Source organism: Clostridium sp. CX1 (assembly GCF_025398335.1).
GTDB classification, from domain to species: Bacteria; Bacillota; Clostridia; order Clostridiales; family Clostridiaceae; genus Clostridium_AM; species Clostridium_AM tanneri.
In genome coordinates this window covers 1-22540 of the sequence record NZ_JAODOO010000008.1, presented here as the reverse complement: position 1 = coordinate 22540, position 22540 = coordinate 1, and the positions used below count along the sequence as shown (strand labels likewise).

Below are 22540 nucleotides of genomic sequence, written 5' to 3'. Positions count from 1 at the left end.
TTTTTTGTTGTTAGTATGATTTGAATTGGTAGACAATTATACAAATTTTTCACTTATAATGTGATAGAATGTAAGAAAAGTAAGCATAAGAACATTAAAGTAACGGATAAATGTAAAATTATATTATAATTTGATACTGTACAAAAGATAAGTCTTAGATAGGTGGTTTGAATATGAATAGAAAACAAAGTTCCATAAGATTTAGAATCAGTATATCCTTTGTAGTGCTAATGATAAGTACTCTTATCATTATTGGCACTATTATATTTTCCAATTGGAAAACATCTTCTAGGAGCCTCATAGAACAAATGGAGAATGAAGCTGGTAAAGATATACTGGGGGAGATAGATAACCTTATCAATGTTCCACTGTATATTAATAAAGTAAACCATAATTTGTTACAAAATCAAATTATAGATATACAGGATAAAGAAAAAAGAGATACCTTCTTTGCAGGAATAATAAAATCAAGCAGCGAAGAGATTTATAGTTTTAGCTACGGTATGGAGAATGGCCAGTATTATGGAGCTCGAAAGAACAAAAATAATGATATAGAAATATATAGGAGCAATGGGGAAACAAAGGGTCACTCTTATTACTACTCTGTTACAAAAGGCTTAACTGAGGGAGAATTTGTACAAGACTTTGGTGAGTTTGATCCTCGTACAAGAGATTGGTATAAAATTGCAAAGGAAAAGGGTAAGCCGATATTCTCTCCTCTCTACAAGCATTTTGTAAAGGAGGATCTTGTGCTTTCTGCTGCCTATCCTATTTATGATAAAGAGGGTATTCTTATGGGAGTACTAGGCACACATGTTACCCTTTCCACACTAAATAAGTTCCTAAAAGAGATTACCAGTAATCAGGTAGAGGCTGCTTGTATTATTGAAAAAAATTCTGGTGAACTGGTAGCCAATTCTCTAGAGGAATCTAACTTTTCAACTTCTGATGATGGCAAAGTTAAAAGGAGAACAATTAAAGAAATTGAAAATAAATCTATTATAGAGGCTTATGAACTCTATAAAAAGTCTTCAAATGATAACTTTGTTATAAATAGATTAAATGATAAGATTCACATAAAAGTATCGGAATATAAAAGAGAAGGATTAGACTGGCTGATTATAACAGCTATTCCTGAGAGTTTCTTTACATACCCTATTAATAAAAATATCCGTATTTCATTAGTTCTATCTATAGTTGCTCTTCTTTTTTCCTTAGTAATTTACATGAAAAGCACAGAGGCTTTTCTAAAGCCCATTAATCATCTAATTGACGCTTCAGAAAAGTTTTCTAAGGGAGACCTGCTGCAAAGGGCGAAGGTTTTTAAAAATGATGAAATTGGCAAGCTTTCAACTGCATTTAATACCATGGCAGAAGAATTACACTTACATATAAATAATCTTGAAGAAAAGGTTAAAGGGAGAACTGCAGAGCTACAGAAAGCAAACACTGAATTAAAATATGCAAAAATAGAAGCAGAAAAGGCTAACAAGGCAAAAAGCCAGTTTATTGCCAACATAAGTCATGAGATTCGCACTCCGCTAAATGCTGTTATAGGTTTTAGTGAATTGCTGCAAAGTACAATAAAGGATGAAAAACATAAAAGTTATGTTGAAACTATAAATACTGCCGGGAACAATCTTCTTACTCTTATCAATGATATTCTTGACTTGTCTAAGATAGAAGCGGGGAAAATTGAGCTGCAGTATAAACCGGCAAAGCTTAAGAATGTTTTTAAGGATATTGAAAATATATTTAGGCAGAAACTTCAAGATAAAAATGTTGAATTTATAATAGATATTCAGAAGGGGTTTCCAGATAGTCTTTTGTTTGATGAAGTAAGAGTTCGTCAAATACTATTAAATCTAGTAGGTAATGCTGTAAAGTTCACTGATAAGGGCTATGTGAAACTCTCGTTAAAGGCCAGTGCTGCTGATGAAGATAGTAGTAGCTTGGATCTCCGCATTTCCGTTGAAGATACAGGTATTGGTATCCCTGAAAATGAAAGAGAAAGGATATTTGAAGCTTTTAGTCAAGTATCAGGACAAAGTATAAAAAAATATGGTGGTACAGGCCTAGGGCTTTCTATTACTAAAAAACTAACTGAAATGATGGAGGGAAAAATATTTATTGATAGCACCCTTGGCAGCGGAAGTGCTTTTCATGTGGAATTTTACAATGTTCAAGTAGCTGCCACAGAAGAGGTTCTGGAGGATACATATAGAGCTTGTTTTGAAAACTATAATTTTTCTAAGGAAAAGGTGCTTATTGTAGATGATATAGAAACCAACAGACTTTTGTTAAAGGAATTGCTCTCCAAAGTGGGAATTACAGTGATAATGGCGGAAAATGGCTGTGAAGCATTAAAAGTTTGCAAGGAAGAGAAACCTACATTAATAATTATGGATTTGGTTATGCCAGTTATGGACGGTTTTGAAGCTTCTTCTAAGCTTAAGAAAAATCAAGAACTGAGAAATATTCCAATTATAGCTTTAAGTGCCTCTGCTGCACAGTGTATATCAGAGAATTGTAACTTCGATGATTATTTGATGAAGCCTGTTAAGGTTGAGCAGCTGATGAAGAAAATATCAAGGTATATCAATAACAGGGTGAAAAAACAAACCTACGATTTTTCTAAGTCTAAGGTTGAAAACATAATAATACCTTCAATTGATGCTAAAATACTTACTGATTTAAGAAACAAGATTAGTCCGTTAATTGAAAAATTAGAAACATCTATGATTATAGGCAGTGTAAAAAATCTAGCTAGCATACTAAGTTCCTTTGGAAAGCAACACCATCTGCAGTTTTTATCTACAATAGGTGAAGAATTAATGATTAGTGCTGAGAGCTACAATATAATTAAGATAAAATTACAGTTAGAGCAAATTAAGAATTTAATTTTGGAGTATAGAGAGGTTGAATAATATGAGTAATGACTTAATTTTAATAGTAGATGACAATCCTAGCAATATACAAGTAGTAGCCACAATCATGGCGGAATATGGTTATGAACTGGGTATTGCAATGAATGCTAGTGAAGCCTATAGTTTTCTTGGAGAGAATACTCCAGAGCTTATTTTGTTAGATATTGATATGCCGGAAATTGATGGATATGAAGTGTGCAGTACCCTTAAAAAGGATTATAGGTATAAGGATATCCCTATAATATTTCTAACTGTAAAGGATGAAAAAGAGGATATTGTAAAAGCCTTTGATTTAGGGGCAGTAGATTATGTTACCAAACCTTTTAATAGAAAAGAACTGGTTTCCAGAGTAAGAACCCATCTTTCGCTAAAAAAGGCAAAGGATGAACTTCAAAGAAAGAATCGTGAACTTAAAAAGGCGATGAAAATAAAGGACGAGTTTTTATTACTAATGACTCATGAATTTAAGACACCACTAAATGTTATCTTGGCAGCACTGCAAACTATTGAGAATATATATGGGTATCAAGTAGGGGAGAAAGTAAAAAATTATTTAAAGAGTATAAAATTAAATTCCTTCAGACAACTAAGACTTGTGAATAATTTATTGGATATAACTAAAATTAATACAGAACATTTTAAAATGCATAAAAGAAATGTAGATATTATTTTTGTATCTCAGGCTATTGTAGAATCCGTTGATATATATGCTAAACAAAAGGGGGTAGAATTAAAATTTTCATCGGAGGTTGACTATTTAGAAATGGCTATTGATGAAGAGAAGTATGAGCGTATACTTTTAAACCTCTTATCAAATGCAATTAAGTTTACCCCTGAAGGCAAAGCTATTTATGTAAATATTTCATACAAAAATAGAAAAGCAACAATAACAGTAAGGGATGAAGGTATAGGCATACCTAAAGAAAAACAGGAACTAATATTTGAGCGATTTGGACAGGTAGACAGTACTCTTTCCAGACAGGCAGAAGGTACAGGGGTAGGGTTGTCACTGGCAAAAAGCCTTATTACCGCAATGGGAGGTAAAATATCAGTTGACAGTGAGGAAAGAAAGGGAAGCCTATTTACAATTACCCTTCCTGTAACAAAATTAAGGGCTAAGGACTCTTCCCGTGACATGTCGCTAATGCAAGACCATAGGATAATACAGGCTGTACAAATTGAGTTTTCTGATATTTATTTTTAAGGGTAAAGTTTAACGAAAAAATAATATAATGTATTTTCCCTCAAACTTAGCTTTGAGGGAAATTTCTTTTATGTGCATTTTACAGAGAGGCCAGAAATGTTTCGTATGTGTCATCAAATAAGTCGTATGGATAGGGATTTCCACCATTTGTACTTTTGCATTGATTGTCGCTATATTCTTGACCAACTGCGAAAAGGTCACCAACGGTGATAGGATGTCCAACTTCGCAAGCTATCTTACAAAAGGCATCCATAGGGTCATCTGCTGAACGGGTTGCAAGAAGCCTTTCTCTAAGTAAAGGATCTCTTCTAGCATCAGAATAGAGTTGTTCTAATTCAATAGTTATTTTATTCATGATTACATCTCCTCGCACTTTAAATTAATAATATTATTATAGCACCATTGGAAAATTTAAGCTAATAGATGATAACACATTGCTTATGCGTAATTTGTTATTTTGAAAGTTTTAGAAATAAAAGAGACAATTATGTAACTATAAGTGACTAATTCAATTGAATAAATAACTTAAATATGTAACACCCTAATACAGAATAAAATTAAAATGGAGGTAAAATTAAATGGCTAAGGTGTTATATATTAAAGCAAATGCAAAACCAGAAGGTCAGTCTAGAACATTTAAAATATCTGATAGTTTTATTGAGTCGTACAAGCAGAGTCATCCAGAGGATGAAATTATTACTTTAGATTTATACAAAGAAGGAATAGGGCTACTATCAGCAGAGGATATAAACACTGTCTTTGGTCCTAAAACTGAAGAAAGTAAAAAGCATCCTATTCTTAGGTATGCATATCAATTTGCTGAAGTTGATAAATATGTAGTTGCAGAGCCAATGTGGAACTTGAGCATACCAGCCATATTAAAGGCATACGTGGACTATATCTGTGTTACTGGAATTACATTTAAGTACACTGCAGAAGGTCCTGTAGGTTTATGTAAGAATAAAAAGGCTATTAATATTACAGCAAGAGGTGGCCAATATTCATCAGAGCCAAATTCATCCTTTGAAATGGGAGATAGATATTTAAGAACTATTTTCGGATTCTTAGGAATTACAGATTTCAATACCATATCTGCAGAGGAATTAGATGTAGTAGGCAATGATGTTGATGCTATTGTAGGAAATGCAATTAAAAAGGCTGAGGAAGCAGCTAAGAACTTTTAATTATAAATAAATATTAAAAGCACATTAAGTAATATCATAAGTATTTCTTAATGTGCTTAAGTAATCATTTATAATCTTATAAGTAAAGCTTAGTAAAAATGGTGCCTAATAGAAAGACTAGCTTTCTATACAAATATCTGCCATAATTACTCCAGCTATGTTTCCATTTGGATCTTTGAAAGGCTTGGAAATTGTAATGCAATAATTAAAAGTTGTATTAGAAATATAAGCTTCAGTATGATATTCTTTTCCCTCTAAGGCTATTTTAAAATAAGGTCTGTATGTAAAATCATTGCCTATATTAGTATCAACACTTGCAGATATCATTATGCCTTCTCTATTAATTGTTGATATCAGCTCAAATTGTGGATAGATTTTTGCTTTTTCTCTAAAGAAGTTTGTAGCATTTTCAATAGTTATATTTTGTTTATTCATATCTTCATTAAAGGTTTTAAGTATTTTTAATCCTTCGTTTATCAAAGCCTTTTCACTTTCACCAACGGTAATATTTTTAATAAAGGAATTTAAAGTTTTGTCAATATCATCGGCGGTGGTGTTCATCTTTTCAACAAGCCTGCTCATTTCCTGCATTGAGCCAAGCTGTTCTTCACAGGCAGCAGAAACTTCTTCAGTAAATGCCCCAGCCTCCTGTGTTGAAGAGGATATTTCTTCAACTAGTTTAGTTACAGTGGAGGTTATTTCCATAGAGTTTGCTGATAGTTCATTAATTTGTTTTATTGCATCAAAGGTAGATTGCGTTGACTGCACAATTTTAGAAAAAGATTCCTTTGACTCATCTGCAAATTTTATATCCTTTTCTATTTCCTTTACTTGATTGTTTGTTTCAGATGTTATACTTTCGATTGTTAATGTAATATTTTCAATTAATTTTTTTATTTCCCCAGCGGAGTCAGAAGACTGTTCAGCAAGCTTTCTAACTTCATCTGCTACAACAGAGAAGCCCTTTCCCTGTTCTCCTGCACGAGCTGCTTCAATTGCTGCATTAAGAGCAAGTAAATTAGTTCGCTCGCTAATCTCAGTTACAACATTGGTAATGTTTTTTATTTTATCTGCTTCTATTTGAAGTTGATAGATCTTTGATGCAAGCTTTGTTGTAATATCTCCAGTATTTTTTATATTGCCGATTAAATCACCGAAAAGCTGGCTATTTGACTTTACGATTTCTATCATTTCACCTGCAACTATCTTTGTTTTTTCTGCTTGCTCCATAATTATATTGTTATTTTCAGCCATCTTTTTCACATTGTCGTCTGATAACATAGCAGCATGGGACTGCTGATTTGTTCCTTCAGCAATGGCTTGTACAGAATTTGCTATTTCATTTGAAGCCCTTTCTGTACTTTCGGAGTTGTCCTTGATTGTCAGAGCAAGCCCTCTATTTTTATCAGATATTTCACCAACTTGGCACAGTACCTTTTTTGTATTATTTATAACTTTATTAATATCTGCAGCAATTACTTTTAAAAGACCTTCTTCCTTTACTCTAATGGAAAGTTGTCCATCTGCTATAAATGAAAGTCTTTCTTTAAATACAATAATATTCGTAAACACATTATTAATATATATTGATAGAAGTATCATTGCTAGAACAGTACAGGCTATAGTTGTGCCTAGGATCACTAATATAATATTAGAACTAAATAATGAGGACATTTCACTACTAGCAGAGTTCTTATACAATAGGTTTATTGCTAAAGAACTAGCTGTACCAGATACTAACAATACGACAAAAAATATAGTGGTAAGTGATAGTATTATTTTGTTTTTCATTTCAGTAATTTCACTCCTTATTATAATGCAATACTCTGGTGATATACCAGTTTATTAGGTTTTATATTCTATAGTCTTTAAAATTGGTAGCATAAAACCTATTACTAATATAACACAAATTAGTAATATAATTAATAGTCTACGTAAAATTTTAAAAAATCTATACCTAGAATAAAAAAGAGAGAATCTACATATTGATATATATAAAGGAGTAAACAATCAAAAATGAAGAAAGAATATTTAAAAAAGTGATATAAGATAAATCAATCGAATAATTATTGACAATATTCGGAGAATAAAATAAACTAATAGTGAAAGATATTAAATAAAAGGGGGAATTAAAATGAGCAATGAGTTCCAAACTCAAAATGGCGAAGGCCTTGAACGTGGTCTTGAAGAAAGACACATTAAAATGATGGCGATAGGAGGAGCTATTGGAGTTGGTCTATTCTTGGGATCAGCAACAGCTATACAGGCAGCAGGTCCAGCTATATTATTTACATATGCTGTTGCAGGAGTAATGATATTTTTCATCATGCGTTCCCTTGGTGAAATGGCCGTTGAACATCCAGTTGCAGGTTCTTTCAGCGCATATGCAAACGATTATGTAAGTCCTCTTGCAGGGTACCTGACGGGGTGGACTTACTGGATAATGTGGGTTGTAACTTGTATGGCAGAAGTTACAGCAGTAGGTATTTATATGACCTTCTGGTTCCCTAACTTACCTCAGTGGATATCAGCACTAGTTGCCGTTTGTTTACTTACTATTGTAAACTTAACTGCAGCATCAGCCTTCGGAGAAATTGAGTTCTGGTTTGCACTTATAAAGGTTGCTACAATAATTATTATGATAGTAATTGGTTTAGCTATGATAATGTTCGGTTTAGGAAATAATGGAGTACCAATTGGTATTTCAAAGTTGACCGCTCACGGTGGTTTCTTCCCTAAAGGAATCATGGGACCTATATCAACCTTGACTATGGTTTCCTTTGCTTTCGTAGGAGTTGAGCTTATTGGTGTTACAGCTGGAGAAGCAAAAAACCCTGAAAAGGTAATACCAACAGCTATAAATAGCGTTTTCATAAGAATAATGATATTCTATATCGGTGCATTGTTTGTTATAATGTCACTTTATGCTTGGGACAGCATAGGAACAAAAGGAAGTCCATTCGTTCTTACATTCTCTAAACTTGGTATAGCAGCAGCAGCAGGTATCATAAACTTTGTTGTACTTACAGCAGCATCATCATCATGTAACTCAGGTATATTCACAACAGGTCGTATGCTTTATAATCTTTCACTTCAAGGACAAGCGCCTAAGGTTTTTGGAAAGCTTAATAAAAATAACATTCCTCAAAACGCAATACTTACTTCAGTAGGATTTATGTTAATCGGAGTTATACTAAACTATGTTGCACCTGGTAAAGCATTCACTTATGTTACAAGCGTAGGAACCTTTGCAGGAATATTTGCATGGTTCATGATTGTTTACACTCAAATTAAATTCAGAAAGAGTCTTACACCTGAACAGGTTAGCAAGTTAAGATTTAAAACAGTACTTTATCCAGCTTCAGGCATAATCACTATGATATTCCTAGTTGGCGTATTTGTTTCTATGCTTTTAGGTGCAGATACTAGAATTCCAGCTATAGTTGGAGTTGTATGGATGATAGTTTTACTTGCTGCTTGGTATGGAACTGGATTAAGTAAAAAGAAAGCTGCTAAACAGCTTAGTTAAGATTTTTAGTAATATGCCACATGCTTATGCATAAGTATAAAATTTACAAGAAAAAATAGATGAGTTAACTGCATTTAATAATATGATAAATTAAAAAAGAGGCTATCTTAAAATGAAGTTGGAATCATTCTAAGATAGCCTTATAATAATTTTCAGCATAAGATTTTTGGGAATTTTGCTCTGTAATATCAGAGTATCAGCTTTATTATGTATGGCAGAAAGATTTAATAAACTAAGGGTTAAAAGTAGTTTGATTTTACTAGAACTTTATGAGAGGATGTGCAAAGGTGATATATCTTGTAACTATTGGAAGTAAAATAGAAAAAGTAAATACTGATGAAGAGAATTTAAATAATCACTTAAAGGAACCTGATTCTGGAGAAGATGTTGGACTTTATAGAGAAGTTGAATTTTTAGATAAATTAGGGGAAGATGAAAGATTTCAGTATTCAATTAATAACATACCTAATGAAAGAGTGATTAGTCTATTAAAGGAAAAATGCTATAATCTCATAGATGAATTTAATTTAGGATTATAAGGTTAGTATCTTTGGAACTTCAATAAAATAAATATTTATACAGTGAATCTACAGAGAAGGTATAGTATTTTAGCTATACCTTCTCTGATGCCAATTGTAAAACTGCAGGAATATCTGCTGGAGCCCATTTTAAGGAAGGCAGGTTCTCTCTCTTTAACCATATAAGCTTAGAATGCTCACTGGCAGTAGGAGTGCCAGAAATTAATTTGCACTTCACAGTAATTAAATTCACTGTAAAGGTATCGTATTCATGAGTGTTATCATTAAATATATCGGAATACTGAACTTTACATCCTAACTCTTCCTTTATCTCTCTTTCTATAGCTTGTTTTAAATTTTCATCTTTTTCAACTTTTCCTCCAGGGAATTCCCACATATTTGGAAGGGACATTTTTGGAGAACGAAGAGCACATAGTATCTCATTGTTTTCGTTTTCTATAACAGCTCCAACTACTTTTATCAGTTTTTTCATTGTAGTAACACCTCTCTTCTAGATAAGTTTACCATAAGTGTACATATTAATACAATTTAAACAGGCCTTCTTCAGAGAGGGTCACCTGCAAGTCTTGATAAGATTAGGCAATTACAGCAGATGAAGATTTTTGGTTACCAGAGATTTAAATAGGAAAGCAAAATAACATTTTTGAATAAAAATTATTTTATAATTCAATTTACAGAATTAAACTGACAATTCCTTTGAAATGTTATATAATGTATGAAAAGGACAAGTATTACTATATGGATATTAGTAAGGAGATTTTAGTATGATCATTAAAATTATCTTAGGAATCCTTTCAATTTTCACCATGGTTTTTGCATTTATTTTTTTTCAGGATTACATGAAGGCAAAAAAAGAAGGAAGACTTGAGAAGGGCGGCAACTGGTTAGTTTATGGAACAGTAGGTTTAGTAGCAAATTTCTTTGACGCCTTGGGAATTGGAAGCTTCGCCCCTACTACTGCGGTTTATAAAGTGTTAAAGCTTGTGGATGACAGAATAATCCCAGGTACTTTGAATGTTGCAAACTGTGTTCCGGTGGTAACACAGGCACTTATATTCGTCACTGTTATTAAAGTTGATATAACTACGTTGGTTACTATGATTATAGCAGCTACTGCAGGCTCCTATTTTGGTGCTGGAATAGTTGCCAAGCTCCCGAAGAAAAAGGTTCAGATTGGAATGGGAACAGCCCTTGTGATTGTTGCATTTGTAATGCTGGCAGGATTGCTAAATATTATGCCTGTAGGAGGAGCAGCAACAGAACTTACAGGAGTTAAGCTGATAATAGGATTGATAGGTAACTTTATTCTTGGAGCTTTAATGTGCATAGGAATAGGAAATTATGCACCATGTATGGCTTTGGTTTTTGCTTTGGGAATGTCCCCTAAGGTAGCCTTTCCTATAATGATGGGTTCCTGTGCATTTCTTGAACCTGTAGCGGCTATAAAGTTTGTTAGAGAAGGAGCATATCATAGAAAGGTATCCTTGGCTACAAATATTTTTGGTATTGTAGGAGTTCTAATCGCTGCCTATATTGTTAAGGAACTGCCCCTTACCATGTTAAAATGGGTGGTAGTGTTTGTAATTCTATCTACCTCAGCTATGATGTTCAGATCAGCAATGAAAAGTAAAATTTAATTTTAATGGGTAAACTGTACCCTGTAGGGTTGATACAGAAAAAAGGCTGCATCACCCTACAGGGTACTTTTAGTTTCTTACCAGTTAACTTTTTCAACCAAAATCAACTAGCAATCCATTGACGGTAAATACCCAAAGTAATAACATATTGTTAGAGGTGAATGATATGAAAGAAGAAGATATATATAAATTATTAATAAAACACTTAGAGCAAAATTTGAGAGGTAAGTAAATGAATGCAATAAATATGAAAGATATTAAGAAATCCTATGATGGACAGATTAATGTATTAAATGATATAAATCTCAGTATACCTAAAGGTGAGATATTTGGCTTTCTCGGACCTAATGGCTCTGGAAAGACTACTACTGTTAGAATTCTCAATGGGATTCTTTTGCCAACCTCTGGATATGCTGAAATCTTAGGAAAACCTTTGAAGAAAAACAATATTGAGCTTCACAGACTTTGTGGAGTTATGACGGAAAGTGCATCCTGCTACGAAAATCTTACTGCTGAGCAAAATTTGATATTCTTTGGAAAGATGCATGGCATGGAAGAAGAACTTTTAAAAAAACGGAGGAATTTCTTATTGGAAAAGCTGGAATTGTCAGAGGTAAGGGATAAGAAGGTAAAGACTTTCAGTACAGGAATGAGAAAGAGAATTTCTTTAGCTATTTCTCTCATACACAGTCCACAGGTTTTATTTCTTGACGAACCTACTTCTGGCCTGGACCCAGAAAATGCACTTAATGTTACAAGACTTATAAAGGAACTTGCAGAGGAAAATGAAGTTACAATTTTTCTTTGTACTCATCAATTAAAATATGCGGAAGATATATGTACACTGTATGGTTTTATAAATAAAGGCAATATATTAGGTGTAGGTACTTTTGATGAGCTTGCTTCAAAGAAAAATGCTAAGATTGAATTAAAAATTAGAGGAAAAAATATTCCGGAGAAGCTTGGCTTTATTTATGAAGGTAATAATTTATATAGCAAGCCTATTTTAGGGGATAAAGAGGTAACTGCTCTTATTGAAAATATAGTAGTAAATGGTGGAGAAATCTATGAAGTGGCACAACAAAAATGGTCCTTGGAACAATTGTACTTTAAGTATATAAAAGGTACATCTGATAATACAATATTGGAGGATTGAATATGAATAGTAGTGAAAGGGCATTGATTGATAAAGATATACATGAAATAACAAATTCAAAGCAAGTTATTCTACCGATGACTATTGTACCGATTATTCTTACTGTAATTATACCTTTGGCGATGGTGATAGGTGCTAATTATATTGGATATGATGATAATGTGCTTAGAGATCTTGGACCAATTATAAAAAAACTACCATCTGAATATATGGCATATAGTCCTTCTCAACTGTTTATAAAAGTTGCTATAAACTATATGTTTCCATCATACTTTCTTATAATTCCAGTAATGTGCTCAGCAACCATTGGAGCCAGCAGCTTTGTAGGGGAAAGGGAGCATAAAACGATGGAGACACTACTTTATACACCAATATCCATGGAAGAACTGCTAAGGGCAAAGATTTTAGGTGTTTTTATACCTGCGTATATTATAACATTACTTTCCTTTGTTGCTTTTGGTATTATAGTAAATATAGGCGGTTTTATCTATTTTGGAAGACTTATCTTTCCAGATATAAAATGGCTGATTATTATACTTTGGATTTCACCAGCAATTAATTTGTTTTCTTTGATTTTTACTGTAATGGTATCAGCAAAATCAAAAACCTTTCAAGATGCACAACAGGTAAGTTCTCTTCTTGTTATCCCTATAATTCTCACATTAGTAGGTCAGATGACAGGTGTACTTACTATTAGTAATCTTGTTATGGTTATAGTAGGTGCTGTTTTATTCATAGCTGATTATATATTGATAAGGTGGATTTCCTCTAAATTTATTCCTGAGAAATTGATTTAAATAAAAGTCACTTATCCTCCTAGTTAATTATTTTGGAGTAAATTAATGGAACTATTTCCAAATAGATATTATAATTGATATATGAGTTATAGATAGGAGGATAAGTATGAAGAAAAGATTGTTAATGTCTATTTCTACTGCAATTGTGTCTTGTCTAATATTTTTCACATCAAGTGTTGTTAAAGCAGCAACATTACAAGATAGGTTATGGGGAAATGACAGGTATGAGACTAATTCTAAAATTGTAAGCTCCGGTTGGACATCATCCCAATATGCTGTAATAGCAAGTGGAGAAGGTTTTGCAGATGCATTATGTGCTGCTCCTTTGGCCAAGCAGTATAAAGCACCTATACTTTTAACTAGTAAGAATGCCTTAGGTATAGAGAGCAAAGACCAATTATTAAAACTGAAGGTAGAAAAAGTATTTATTATTGGTGGAACTGGAGTTGTATCTGATAACGTAAAAGCTGAATTAGAAAACATGAGGATTGAAACCACCAGAATATATGGACAAGATAGATTTGAAACAGCTATAGAAGTAGCTAAAAATTTAGAAAATACAACTGGAGTAGTAGTAACCAATGGCTATGGATTCGCAGATTCATTATCTATTGCTCCAATTGCAGCACAAAAGGGAATGCCCATACTTCTTACTGACAAAGATGATTTGCCCATAGTAACCAAAAACTTTTTAGCAAATAAAACTTTTATGGAAAACTATATAATTGGCGGCACAGGAGTAGTAGGAACTAAGATTGATTCATATTTAAATAATTCTGTAAGACTTGGAGGCTTAAGCCGATATGAAACCAATTCAGCAGTACTAGATTATTTTGCGGATAAGTTTAACTATGATAAAGTCTATGTTGCATCAGGGGAAAATTATCCAGATGCACTATCCGGAAGTGTATTAGCCTCTTCCAGCAACTCACCTTTAATTCTAGTTGGTAATTCCGTTGACTCTTCAGTAATGGAGTCCATAAAAGCCCAACATAACAAATATAATAATGTAATAATTTTAGGTGGCACTGCAGTAGTTTCAGATGCATCAGTAAATAGTATTGTAACTGGAGTTGGTTCCAGCTTTGAAGTATCTGAAACAATGGAAAGAATAAAAAGAACAGGGAAACTTGTACTTGGAACCAGTGCAGACTATCCACCATATGAGTTTCATAAGTCAGTAAATGGAAAGGATCAGATTGTTGGTTTTGATATAGAGATTGCAAAAGAAATTGCAAAAGACTTAGGTGTTCAATTGGAAATAATAGATATGCAATTTGATAGACTACTGGCTGCCTTAGATCAGGGAAAAGTAGATTTAGTTATATCAGGAATAAGTCCAACAATAGAAAGACAAAAACATGTAGATTTTTCTGATATTTATTACGAAGAAGTTCAAAATGTAATTGTACGAACTGCAGATAAGAACAAGTTTAGGTCAGATACTGATTTCAATGGTAAAATTCTAGGTGTTCAAAAGGGAAGTATTGAAGAAGCTATAGTTAAGGAAAAAATTCCACTGGCTGAACCTATGGAATCTACAACAGTATCAGACTTAGTTTTGGCATTAAAGAATTACAAAGCAGATGGGGTAGTTCTTAGAACACCAATTGCTAAAGCATATGTGGATGGTGATATAGTTATATCTGATATAAAACTTAGTGCTGAATATACAGGTTCTGCAGCGGCAATGAAAAAGGGAAGCACAGATTTAGTAAAAGAAGTTAACAGGACTTTAGATAGACTAAAGGATAGTAATAGTATAGATAAATTTGTAATAGATGCTAGCAATTCAATAACTTATTAGCAGTGGCCCAGTGGTATCATGTGAGTAAGACGGTTAGCAGCATTCAAAGAATAATAGATAGATTTGATATGATAATATAGGTTAAATTAAATAAAGGTAGACTTGTCCGAGGGCAAGTCTACCTTTATTTAAAGTTTGTTATATACAATTTAGAATCGTTTTTCAAAGTTTCCGATAACCCCTAAGTCATCATTAAAAATCATGAATGCATCAGGATCAATCTCATGAACAATCTTTTTTAATCTTTTAACTTCATACTTTGAAATAACTGTCATTAAAATATAGGTTTTTTCATTAGTATAACAGCCGCTTCCGATCCAGCCAGTTACACCTCGATTTAATTGGTGCATTATGGAATCAGGAATCCCTTCTTTTTTTGTAAAGATTAGAGCACTGGTTTTTATGTTTTGATCGTGTACCTTATCCATTACAAAAGTTGATATGGCAGTTAAAATAATAGAATATATAGAGGTTTCTAAATTGAACATGATGGCACAGCCACTAAATACAAAAAAGCTTATTAACAAAGTTATTTTTCCAACACTAAAATCAGGATACTTTTTTGCACAGTATATACCTAAAATATCTACTCCGCCTCCAGAACTTCCAAGTCTCAAAGTAATTCCTACAGCGTAGCCCATAATTACTCCACCAACAACACAAGCAGCCAAAGTATCTTTAATGATTGGAGTTTTTGGTATAGGTATAAAAGATAGAAAGATGGATTGACAAGTAACTGTAATAATTGTTTTTACAAAAAAGTCACGGTTCAACTCTTTATAAGCCAATATAAGAAGAGGAACGTTAAGTAAAAAGAAAATAGTTCCTGTGATATCAAAGTTTTCAGGAAAAGTTATGTGAAGATAATTGATTAGTATTGCTCGAACAAGTTGTCCTATTCCTGTAAAACCTCCATTGTATAAGTTTAATGGAACAATAACTATATTTAAAGCAGCAGCAAAAAAAAGAGCTCCACCAACTGCACCAATATACTTATAAAAGATTTCTTTGTTTAACATAGCTTTCATATTACAACCTCCATTTCACTGATAGATAAAAGTTTCATAAAATAAATATTTATGAATGAACTTTTGAGATGACTAGTTAAGTTGAAAAATAAACCGAACTTAGAACATCAATTGATAATTTTACCAAAGTATCGAAGGTTTGTCCACCAGAACTATAGTAAGTTCTCCCTTATCAAAAGCAACAGCTTCTACTTAGGAAGAAAACTATATAGCAGAATTTAATTAGAGGAAAAAGTCATAGAGATTTATACTTTCATTTTAAGTTTATTTTATAATTCTTTATAAAATTTTTAAAATTACTTTAAAGGATTTTTAACCTCTGTCTTTATAATGAACTCATAGGAAGCAAGGACACCAAATAATATCCTTGCAAAAATATTAGGAGGTCATATTAATGAACAAGATTAAACTTTTATATGATGTATTTAAAACTATGAAGGAAAAAGAAGCCTTTGATGTAAACATTAAAATTGATGCAGCAAAGGGTGAAGAGAAAGTATTATCCTTGTCTAAAGAATTTATTACTAACACAACTACCGGGGAATCTAAGGCTAAAATAAACAGTGAATTTAACTGCGATGGAAAGAAAGTAAAACATGAAAGCAATACAGAATTTAACATGCAGGATTGTAAACATCACAAATTAAACCATCATATGGGTCATCACGGTAGGGGATGTTGTGGACATGGAGGTATAAAGGCAAAACTTTCAAAAATTACTTTTATACTTAATGTACTAGAAAATCTTAAAGCTGAAGAAAAGGATGGAATATCTATATTATCTCTCAACTTAAAGGATATAATCAATGAAATTAAGGATCAGCACAAAGATTTAGCTGAGCATCATAAAAACCTACATGTTAAAGAGATGGGAGATCATCATAAGCACTGTGAGTTCATTAAAGCATTACTATGTTCTGAAAATAGTAATGCTGAGTTAAATATATACATTAATAAAAATAATGAAGTTGAAAAAATAGAAGTTAGTGCTAAAGGTGAAAATAGTTTAAATGCTTTAGTAAACTTTAGTTGGTAAATATGCATGGGTGTAAGCTTAAATTTTACACCCATTATTTTATTTTAAGTGGGAGTATATTGTGGTAATATTATTGTAATTAAATTTTAAAGGTGATATATATGAGTATTTTTAAGAAGAATAAAAGTGAGTTTAACAAAGAGTGGTATAAAAAGCACCATGAATGGCATCAACTGCATCATAAAAATCATGAACATTTACATCAAACTCATAAGATACGCAGAAAGCATAGAAATGAATTTAAATTATGCCATAGATACTTGATATGGCTTCGTCCGATGGCTTTTTTTATTAATATATTTATAATTTACCTAATCTTTAAGGTAGTAGGAATTAAGTCTATAACCATTTTCTTTGCAGCAATATTTACAGCCAAAGAGATTGCACATCTTTATATATACTGGCGCTTAGAGAAAAGAATTATAAAGCCTATCGAAAGCTTAAAAACTGGAGTAGGGCAAATTGCTAAGGGAAACTACCAGATTAGAATTAAAAAAGAAGTTTATAATGAAATTGGCATTTTAATAGATGAATTTAATGAAATGGCGGAAAAATTAGAGAAAGGGGAAAAGTTAAAAAAAGAATATGAGGAAAATAGAAAGACTCTTATAGCGAATATATCACATGATTTAAAAACTCCAATTACCTCAATAAATGGATATGTTGAAGCTATATTAGATGGAGTCGCCGATTCTCCTGATACAATAAATAGGTATCTTAAAACAATTCATAGTAATATAGATTATATAAATAGACTTATTGATGATTTATTTTTATTTTCAAAACTTGATATGCAAAAGGTAGATTTTAAATTTGAAAGAGTAAAGATAAAACCTTTTATGCAGGATATTGTGGAAGAGTTTACCTTTGTTTTAGGTGAAAAAAATATTAATTTTAGTTTTATTGATAGAATAGAAAAAGAATTAGAAGTTAACATAGACGGAAAAAGGATATATCAAACTATAAGAAATATTATAGGAAATGCTGTTAAGTACGGTCATGAAGAAAATTTAGCTATTTCTATTGAGTTAGAAGATGAGGCAGATCTTGTAAGGATTAATATCAGTGACAATGGTCCAGGTATAGCTGAGGATAAACTTCCCTTTGTATTTGATAGATTTTATCGTATTGATACAGAAAGAACAAAGGACTTAATGAGTACAGGACTTGGACTAGCAATTGCTAAGGAAATGGTAGAAGCCCATGGTGGAAGAATTTCCGTTTGGAGCTCTTTGTCAGAAGGCAGCACTTTTCGAGTAGAGCTTCCTGTAGCGATTTAATGATAATGCAGAATTTAATGGTATAAGGAAGGGGAGGTTTTTGTGAAACAAGTTTTGATAATTGAAGATGATAACAACATTGCAGCCTTAGAGAGAGATTACCTTCAGTTAAACGGATATAAGGTAGATATAGAGCAAGATGGGGCAGCAGGATTAAAAAAAGCTCTACTTGGCATCTATGATGTAGTTGTAGTAGACCTGATGCTGCCTGGTAAAGATGGATATGAGATAGTAAAAGAAATTAGGGATAAGTTTGAAATTCCTATTATAATTGTATCAGCTAAAAATGAAGATATAGACAAAATAAGAGGTTTAGGCTTTGGAGCAGATGATTATTTAACTAAACCCTTTAGCCCGGCAGAATTAGTTGCAAGGATAAAATCTCACATTATAAGATATGAACGTCTCTCAGGTAAAAAAGTAACTTTAGAGCTTATTAGCCATAAAGCCATGGAAATCCAAACAGATTCTCATAAAGTGTTTGTCAATGGTAAGGAAGTTTTATTGACAACAAAAGAATACGAATTATTGGTTTTTCTAGCCTCAAATCCTAATATAGTTTTTACAAAGGATCAAATATTTAACAGTATTTGGGGAGAAGGCTATTGTGGAGATACAGCTACTGTGGCAGTACATATACAAAAGCTTAGAAAAAAGATAGAAAAAGATTCTGGAAATCCTGACTATATTGAAACTATATGGGGGACAGGATATAGGTTTAATTCATAGTAAACTGTTAGAGTTTTAAAGGCTGCTCCATGTTGCTCTTAATTTAAGACATTTAACATAAATTTAATATTTCCTATATGTTAACTTAAGATGTACTGTAATATACTAGTTAGATATGAAATGGTTATGGAAGGTGATAGAGTGAAAAAAATTGACTACAAAAAACTCACATTGGACTTATTATTTTTAATAGCTGGATGCATACTTTGTGCATTTGCAACTACTTCAATTTTAAAAACAAATGGATTAATCACGGGAGGAATTACGGGCGTATCAATTATAATAGACAAGCTACTGCACGTAAAATATACCTACATTTACTATGCATTGTCAATATTAGTACTTACTATTGCATGGGTAACTCTTGGAAAAAGAGAAGGGCTAAAAATAATTACATTATCTTTACTGTTTCCTGTGATTCTAATTGTCTTTGATAGATTAAAGGTTTCTTCTATACAGGGTGACTTAATGTTAGCCTCAATTTACTATGGAATAATAAGTGGATTAGGTTGTGGGCTTATACTAAAAAGAGGATTTTCTTTTGGTGGAACTGATACTTTAGCGAAAATCCTTCATCATAAAATTTTTCCTTTTATCAGTATTAGTGAAATTTTGCTTGGCATAGATGCTGTAATAATTATATCTTCAGCTATTATTTATGGTATGAATATAGCCATGTATGCAGTTATTTCTGAGATAATATTTATGAAGGCAATAGATACGGTCCTTTTCGGATTTGGTTCTAAAAAGGTTCAAATAGAAATAATAAGTGATAAACATGAGGAGATAACAGATTATATACTACATAAAATAAAAAGAGGCGTCAGTACCTATCAGATTAGAGGCGGATATATGAATCAAACCCGAATTAAGTTGGTTACAATTTGCTCTCCACGTGAAAGCATGTTGATCAAGAGATTTATAGCTAACAAGGATGTAAACGCCTTTGTAAATGTTATTTCTGTTATATCTGTTTGGGGTAAGGGTGTTGGATTCGATAGTCTTATTGATGATGTTTAGCAAGCTTAGGCAGGCCTTTGTAAATCCCTTTTGTACTAAATAGTTTGAACAGTTAGTTCCTCCGGTCTCTTCGTCTGTAACTAATTGGAGCTATACCTCACAAGGTAAGTTTTATCTCTTTAGGTATTAGCTGCTGGCTTTTAACGCAAGCAACTAAAGTTCAAATTATATAGGGACTTGGAGCGCTAATAATAGAAATTCCATTATACTTTATAATGAAGAAAGGCAGCAAATCAGTACAAAATAACGAAACTTGTTAAAAAGACACACCACTTAGCACAGTTTAGAAAAAATTTTATAATAAATATATCATCTTCAGGGAATTTTATTATTGAATTATTATCATAAGTTCAAAAATAATAAAATTTGGAGGTACGTATAATATGACTGGTACAGTAAAATGGTTTAATGGAGAAAAAGGATATGGATTTATTACAGGAGATGATGGAACTGATGTTTTTGCACATTTTTCTCAAATAAATTCAGAAGGTTACAAATCACTTCAAGAAGGTCAAAAGGTTTCTTATGATGTTACTAAGGGACCTAAGGGACCTCAAGCAGAAAATATTACTATTATTTAATTAATGAGCAATTTGAAAAATCCTTTAAATAGTCATTCTATTTAAAGGATTTTTCAAATTGATTTAATGCAACAGCCCTTTTTTTATTTTATCAACAAAATTTAGTTGTCAAATCTATCAACCTTAAATAGTTTCATATCCTCACAATGCTCTCCCTTATACAATTTACTAAGCATCATTCCCCCAAGAATTGCAAATAAGATTCCATTAGCACCATAGCCTAGACAATACCATAGATTCTTATGGACAGGGTCCGGCCCAATAAAACCTAAGTTATCAGTGGTTGATGCAAAACAGCCGCAGTATCTATACTCTATTTCTATATTGTCAATCTCCTTAAACATAAATTTAAGCTTTTGCTCTAAAATACTATACTTTTCCTCAGCTAGTTTTTCATTATTTATATCAGGTATAAACTGAACATCTTCTCCACCTATAATAATTCTTCCGTCTTTAGTAGTCCTTATATAGGTGTAAGGGTCACCGTTATCGCGGATAAGGGACCTATCTTTCCAACCTTCAAAATTCTTAACAGGCTTAGTGGCTATGTTAAAGGAGGTACTTTTTGTTGCAAAGTTTCTATCTGTAAATAGAGAAGTATTATATCCAGTAGCGACTACTATTTTTTTTCCTCTAACCTTTTTACCATAAAGAGTTTCTACCTCTACAAAATCTTGTAAATAATTTACTTTAACAACTTCCGTATTTTCATATACTCTAAGACCTAGCTTGGTGGAAACATCTAAAAGTTGATGAGTATATTTATATGGATCTAGTTCTGCTCCGGCATTTTCACAAAGTATTCCAGCCTTTAAAGGGAAGCTATAAGGATTGTTTTCTTCCTTTATAAGCTTAACGTTAAAATTATTATCCTGTCTAAACTTGAATTCCTCTTCGATTTCCTTTGTATCAAGTTTTTTATCGGTATAAAGTAAGGTATTTCGTTTTTCATAGTCGCATCTGTTACCCTGTTCATCTATAAATTTGTGTAGCTCATCCAGTGCTTTGACTCCCAGTTTATAGGCCTTTACAATGTCCTTTGGTGAAAGTATTTTACTAAGCTTTCCAAAGCTTTTATCAAGTTCATATTGTAAAAGAGAGGTAGTAATACTAGTACTGCCGTGGGCTATCCTTCCTTTTTCAAGTATAACAGCACTTATATTGTTCTTAGAAAGGTAGTAGCTGCAGATAGCACCAGTGACTCCACCGCCTACTATGATAACCTCTGTGTTTATGTTATCTACAAGATATGGATATTGAATGGGAACGGTGTTTATATCAGTAAATAGGGCATTTCCTTGAATGAATTGAGATTCCATAATCAGCCTCCTAAAGAAATATTCTAGCATATATTTTCTTAATAAAGAGGCAATTATATTCACAGAAAACAGTATATTGAAAAGAAAACTTAATAAGGTAGGTTAATACAAAATTTTAAAATGAGGTGAGACTTTGGGGAGAATAGTTATCCCCAAGCTCATAAACAACTTTAAGATAAAATATTAACCAGCCAACTAAATCGGGTGTATCATTATGACCATTACTGAGTATACTAAAGGATGTTGGATTATTAATAGGGACATTTGCTCTGAGCATATACATAGTCTAATTTATATATACTAATACATGATAAGATATCACTTGTCGCTTCGAGAGGCGGCGAACAAGAATATATAATGACGCGGGGTGGAGCAGTTGGCAGCTCGTCGGGCTCATAACCCGAAGGTCGTAGGTTCAAGTCCTGCCCCCGCAACCAAAAGCTATCTAGAACATCACGTAATAATATACGATGAACAATCTGGTAGCAAATTACTAATTGACGAGATGAACTAGACATGATAAGATGTAAATCCAATCGCAAAACAGCGATTGAATAATTAGTTAACTGGTAACAAATTACTAGTTGACAGGCTGAAACAAAGATGATAAGGTATAAATTCAGTCGCAAATGAGCGACATGATCCTTGAAAATTAAACAGAGTAAGGTAAGTAAAACTTATCTATAATATAAACCAGCAATTCTTTAATGAATCTTCTCAATGAATTGAGAAGTAAGCGACTATTACAAAATCATAGATTTTGGATA

Annotated in this window: 19 protein-coding genes and 1 tRNA gene; 15 read left to right on the top strand and 5 right to left on the bottom strand. The window is 32.4% G+C overall.

What is annotated here, in order from left to right; genetic code table 11:
• Positions 1–173 precede the first annotated feature (173 nt).
• A complete protein-coding gene (locus N4T77_RS10345) occupies positions 174–2927 on the top strand; it encodes a hybrid sensor histidine kinase/response regulator (RefSeq protein ID WP_261671717.1) in 2754 nt (917 codons plus the stop codon).
• A 1-nt stretch (position 2928) separates the two neighbouring features.
• On the top strand, positions 2929–4131 hold the full coding sequence (locus N4T77_RS10340; protein WP_261671716.1) for a hybrid sensor histidine kinase/response regulator: 1203 nt from the start codon (positions 2929–2931) through the stop codon (positions 4129–4131).
• Positions 4132–4210: 79 nt separating this feature from the next.
• On the opposite strand, the gene N4T77_RS10335 is transcribed toward N4T77_RS10340, so the two are convergent.
• Entirely contained in the window at positions 4211–4504 is a 294-nt protein-coding gene (locus N4T77_RS10335) for a hypothetical protein (protein ID WP_261671715.1), read from the bottom strand.
• Positions 4505–4709: 205 nt separating this feature from the next.
• Here N4T77_RS10335 and N4T77_RS10330 point away from each other — a divergent pair, with 205 nt between their 5' ends.
• Entirely contained in the window at positions 4710–5315 is a 606-nt protein-coding gene (locus N4T77_RS10330) for an FMN-dependent NADH-azoreductase (protein ID WP_261671714.1), read from the top strand.
• 117 nt (positions 5316–5432) lie between these two features.
• Here the strand turns inward: N4T77_RS10330 and N4T77_RS10325 are convergent, their stop codons facing one another.
• The gene (locus N4T77_RS10325; RefSeq protein WP_261671713.1) at positions 5433–7106 is read right to left on the bottom strand and encodes a methyl-accepting chemotaxis protein; all 1674 of its coding nucleotides are present in this window, start codon (positions 7104–7106) and stop codon (positions 5433–5435) included.
• Between the two features lie 343 nt (positions 7107–7449).
• Between N4T77_RS10325 and N4T77_RS10320 the strand changes: the two genes are divergently transcribed.
• Both N4T77_RS10320 and N4T77_RS10315 read left to right on the top strand, forming a co-directional pair.
• Complete coding sequence (locus N4T77_RS10320) at positions 7450–8844, top strand: amino acid permease (RefSeq protein WP_261671712.1); 1395 nt, start codon at positions 7450–7452, stop codon at positions 8842–8844.
• Between the two features lie 287 nt (positions 8845–9131).
• On the top strand, positions 9132–9383 hold the full coding sequence (locus N4T77_RS10315; protein WP_261671711.1) for a hypothetical protein: 252 nt from the start codon (positions 9132–9134) through the stop codon (positions 9381–9383).
• Between the two features lie 73 nt (positions 9384–9456).
• Here N4T77_RS10315 and N4T77_RS10310 read toward each other — a convergent pair whose 3' ends face one another.
• Positions 9457–9855: a (deoxy)nucleoside triphosphate pyrophosphohydrolase gene (locus N4T77_RS10310; RefSeq protein ID WP_261671710.1), complete on the bottom strand. Its 399-nt coding sequence runs from the start codon at positions 9853–9855 to the stop codon at positions 9457–9459.
• Between the two features lie 292 nt (positions 9856–10147).
• Between N4T77_RS10310 and N4T77_RS10305 the strand changes: the two genes are divergently transcribed.
• The 4 genes from N4T77_RS10305 to N4T77_RS10290 all read left to right on the top strand — a co-directional run bounded on the left by N4T77_RS10305 (position 10148) and on the right by N4T77_RS10290 (position 14780).
• Positions 10148–11020, top strand: a complete 873-nt coding sequence (locus tag N4T77_RS10305) for a sulfite exporter TauE/SafE family protein (protein WP_261671709.1) — start codon at positions 10148–10150, stop codon at positions 11018–11020.
• Between the two features lie 232 nt (positions 11021–11252).
• On the top strand, positions 11253–12176 hold the full coding sequence (locus tag N4T77_RS10300) for an ABC transporter ATP-binding protein (RefSeq protein WP_261671708.1): 924 nt from the start codon (positions 11253–11255) through the stop codon (positions 12174–12176).
• Positions 12177–12178: 2 nt separating this feature from the next.
• Entirely contained in the window at positions 12179–12973 is a 795-nt protein-coding gene (locus tag N4T77_RS10295) for an ABC transporter permease subunit (RefSeq protein ID WP_261671707.1), read from the top strand.
• Positions 12974–13079: 106 nt separating this feature from the next.
• Positions 13080–14780 carry a cell wall-binding repeat-containing protein gene (locus N4T77_RS10290; RefSeq protein WP_261671706.1) on the top strand — a complete coding sequence of 567 codons (1701 nt, stop codon included), beginning with the start codon at positions 13080–13082 and terminating at the stop codon, positions 14778–14780.
• 149 nt (positions 14781–14929) lie between these two features.
• Here N4T77_RS10290 and N4T77_RS10285 read toward each other — a convergent pair whose 3' ends face one another.
• Positions 14930–15808, bottom strand: a complete 879-nt coding sequence (locus N4T77_RS10285; RefSeq protein WP_261671705.1) for a YitT family protein — start codon at positions 15806–15808, stop codon at positions 14930–14932.
• A gap of 394 nt (positions 15809–16202) precedes the next feature.
• Here N4T77_RS10285 and N4T77_RS10280 point away from each other — a divergent pair, with 394 nt between their 5' ends.
• From N4T77_RS10280 to N4T77_RS10260, 5 genes are all read left to right on the top strand, one after another.
• Positions 16203–16844: a hypothetical protein gene (locus N4T77_RS10280; protein ID WP_261671704.1), complete on the top strand. Its 642-nt coding sequence runs from the start codon at positions 16203–16205 to the stop codon at positions 16842–16844.
• Between the two features lie 101 nt (positions 16845–16945).
• Positions 16946–18124, top strand: coding sequence for a HAMP domain-containing sensor histidine kinase (locus N4T77_RS10275; RefSeq protein ID WP_261671703.1), 1179 nt, complete (start codon positions 16946–16948; stop codon positions 18122–18124).
• A gap of 42 nt (positions 18125–18166) precedes the next feature.
• The gene (locus tag N4T77_RS10270; RefSeq protein WP_261671702.1) at positions 18167–18853 is read left to right on the top strand and encodes a response regulator transcription factor; all 687 of its coding nucleotides are present in this window, start codon (positions 18167–18169) and stop codon (positions 18851–18853) included.
• Positions 18854–18994: 141 nt separating this feature from the next.
• Positions 18995–19873 carry a YitT family protein gene (locus N4T77_RS10265; RefSeq protein WP_261671700.1) on the top strand — a complete coding sequence of 293 codons (879 nt, stop codon included), beginning with the start codon at positions 18995–18997 and terminating at the stop codon, positions 19871–19873.
• 383 nt (positions 19874–20256) lie between these two features.
• Positions 20257–20454, top strand: a complete 198-nt coding sequence (locus N4T77_RS10260; RefSeq protein ID WP_261671699.1) for a cold-shock protein — start codon at positions 20257–20259, stop codon at positions 20452–20454.
• Positions 20455–20555: 101 nt separating this feature from the next.
• Here the strand turns inward: N4T77_RS10260 and N4T77_RS10255 are convergent, their stop codons facing one another.
• Positions 20556–21773, bottom strand: a complete 1218-nt coding sequence (locus tag N4T77_RS10255; RefSeq protein ID WP_261671698.1) for an FAD-binding oxidoreductase — start codon at positions 21771–21773, stop codon at positions 20556–20558.
• A gap of 361 nt (positions 21774–22134) precedes the next feature.
• On the opposite strand from N4T77_RS10255, the gene N4T77_RS10250 reads away from it, so the two are divergent.
• A tRNA-Met gene (locus N4T77_RS10250) sits at positions 22135–22210 on the top strand.
• Positions 22211–22540: the final 330 nt, after the last annotated feature.

Coding starts and splice junctions, on each gene's coding strand:
- N4T77_RS10260 (WP_261671699.1), top strand. CDS start 20,257: ATGACTGGTACAGTAAAATGGTTTAATGGAGAAAAAGGATATGGATTT.
- N4T77_RS10300 (WP_261671708.1), top strand. CDS start 11,253: ATGAATGCAATAAATATGAAAGATATTAAGAAATCCTATGATGGACAG.
- N4T77_RS10345 (WP_261671717.1), top strand. CDS start 174: ATGAATAGAAAACAAAGTTCCATAAGATTTAGAATCAGTATATCCTTT.
- N4T77_RS10290 (WP_261671706.1), top strand. CDS start 13,080: ATGAAGAAAAGATTGTTAATGTCTATTTCTACTGCAATTGTGTCTTGT.
- N4T77_RS10305 (WP_261671709.1), top strand. CDS start 10,148: ATGATCATTAAAATTATCTTAGGAATCCTTTCAATTTTCACCATGGTT.
- N4T77_RS10275 (WP_261671703.1), top strand. CDS start 16,946: ATGAGTATTTTTAAGAAGAATAAAAGTGAGTTTAACAAAGAGTGGTAT.
- N4T77_RS10280 (WP_261671704.1), top strand. CDS start 16,203: ATGAACAAGATTAAACTTTTATATGATGTATTTAAAACTATGAAGGAA.
- N4T77_RS10285 (WP_261671705.1), bottom strand. CDS start 15,808: ATGAAAGCTATGTTAAACAAAGAAATCTTTTATAAGTATATTGGTGCA.
- N4T77_RS10310 (WP_261671710.1), bottom strand. CDS start 9,855: ATGAAAAAACTGATAAAAGTAGTTGGAGCTGTTATAGAAAACGAAAAC.
- N4T77_RS10255 (WP_261671698.1), bottom strand. CDS start 21,773: ATGGAATCTCAATTCATTCAAGGAAATGCCCTATTTACTGATATAAAC.
- N4T77_RS10320 (WP_261671712.1), top strand. CDS start 7,450: ATGAGCAATGAGTTCCAAACTCAAAATGGCGAAGGCCTTGAACGTGGT.
- N4T77_RS10325 (WP_261671713.1), bottom strand. CDS start 7,106: ATGAAAAACAAAATAATACTATCACTTACCACTATATTTTTTGTCGTA.
- N4T77_RS10295 (WP_261671707.1), top strand. CDS start 12,179: ATGAATAGTAGTGAAAGGGCATTGATTGATAAAGATATACATGAAATA.
- N4T77_RS10330 (WP_261671714.1), top strand. CDS start 4,710: ATGGCTAAGGTGTTATATATTAAAGCAAATGCAAAACCAGAAGGTCAG.
- N4T77_RS10340 (WP_261671716.1), top strand. CDS start 2,929: ATGAGTAATGACTTAATTTTAATAGTAGATGACAATCCTAGCAATATA.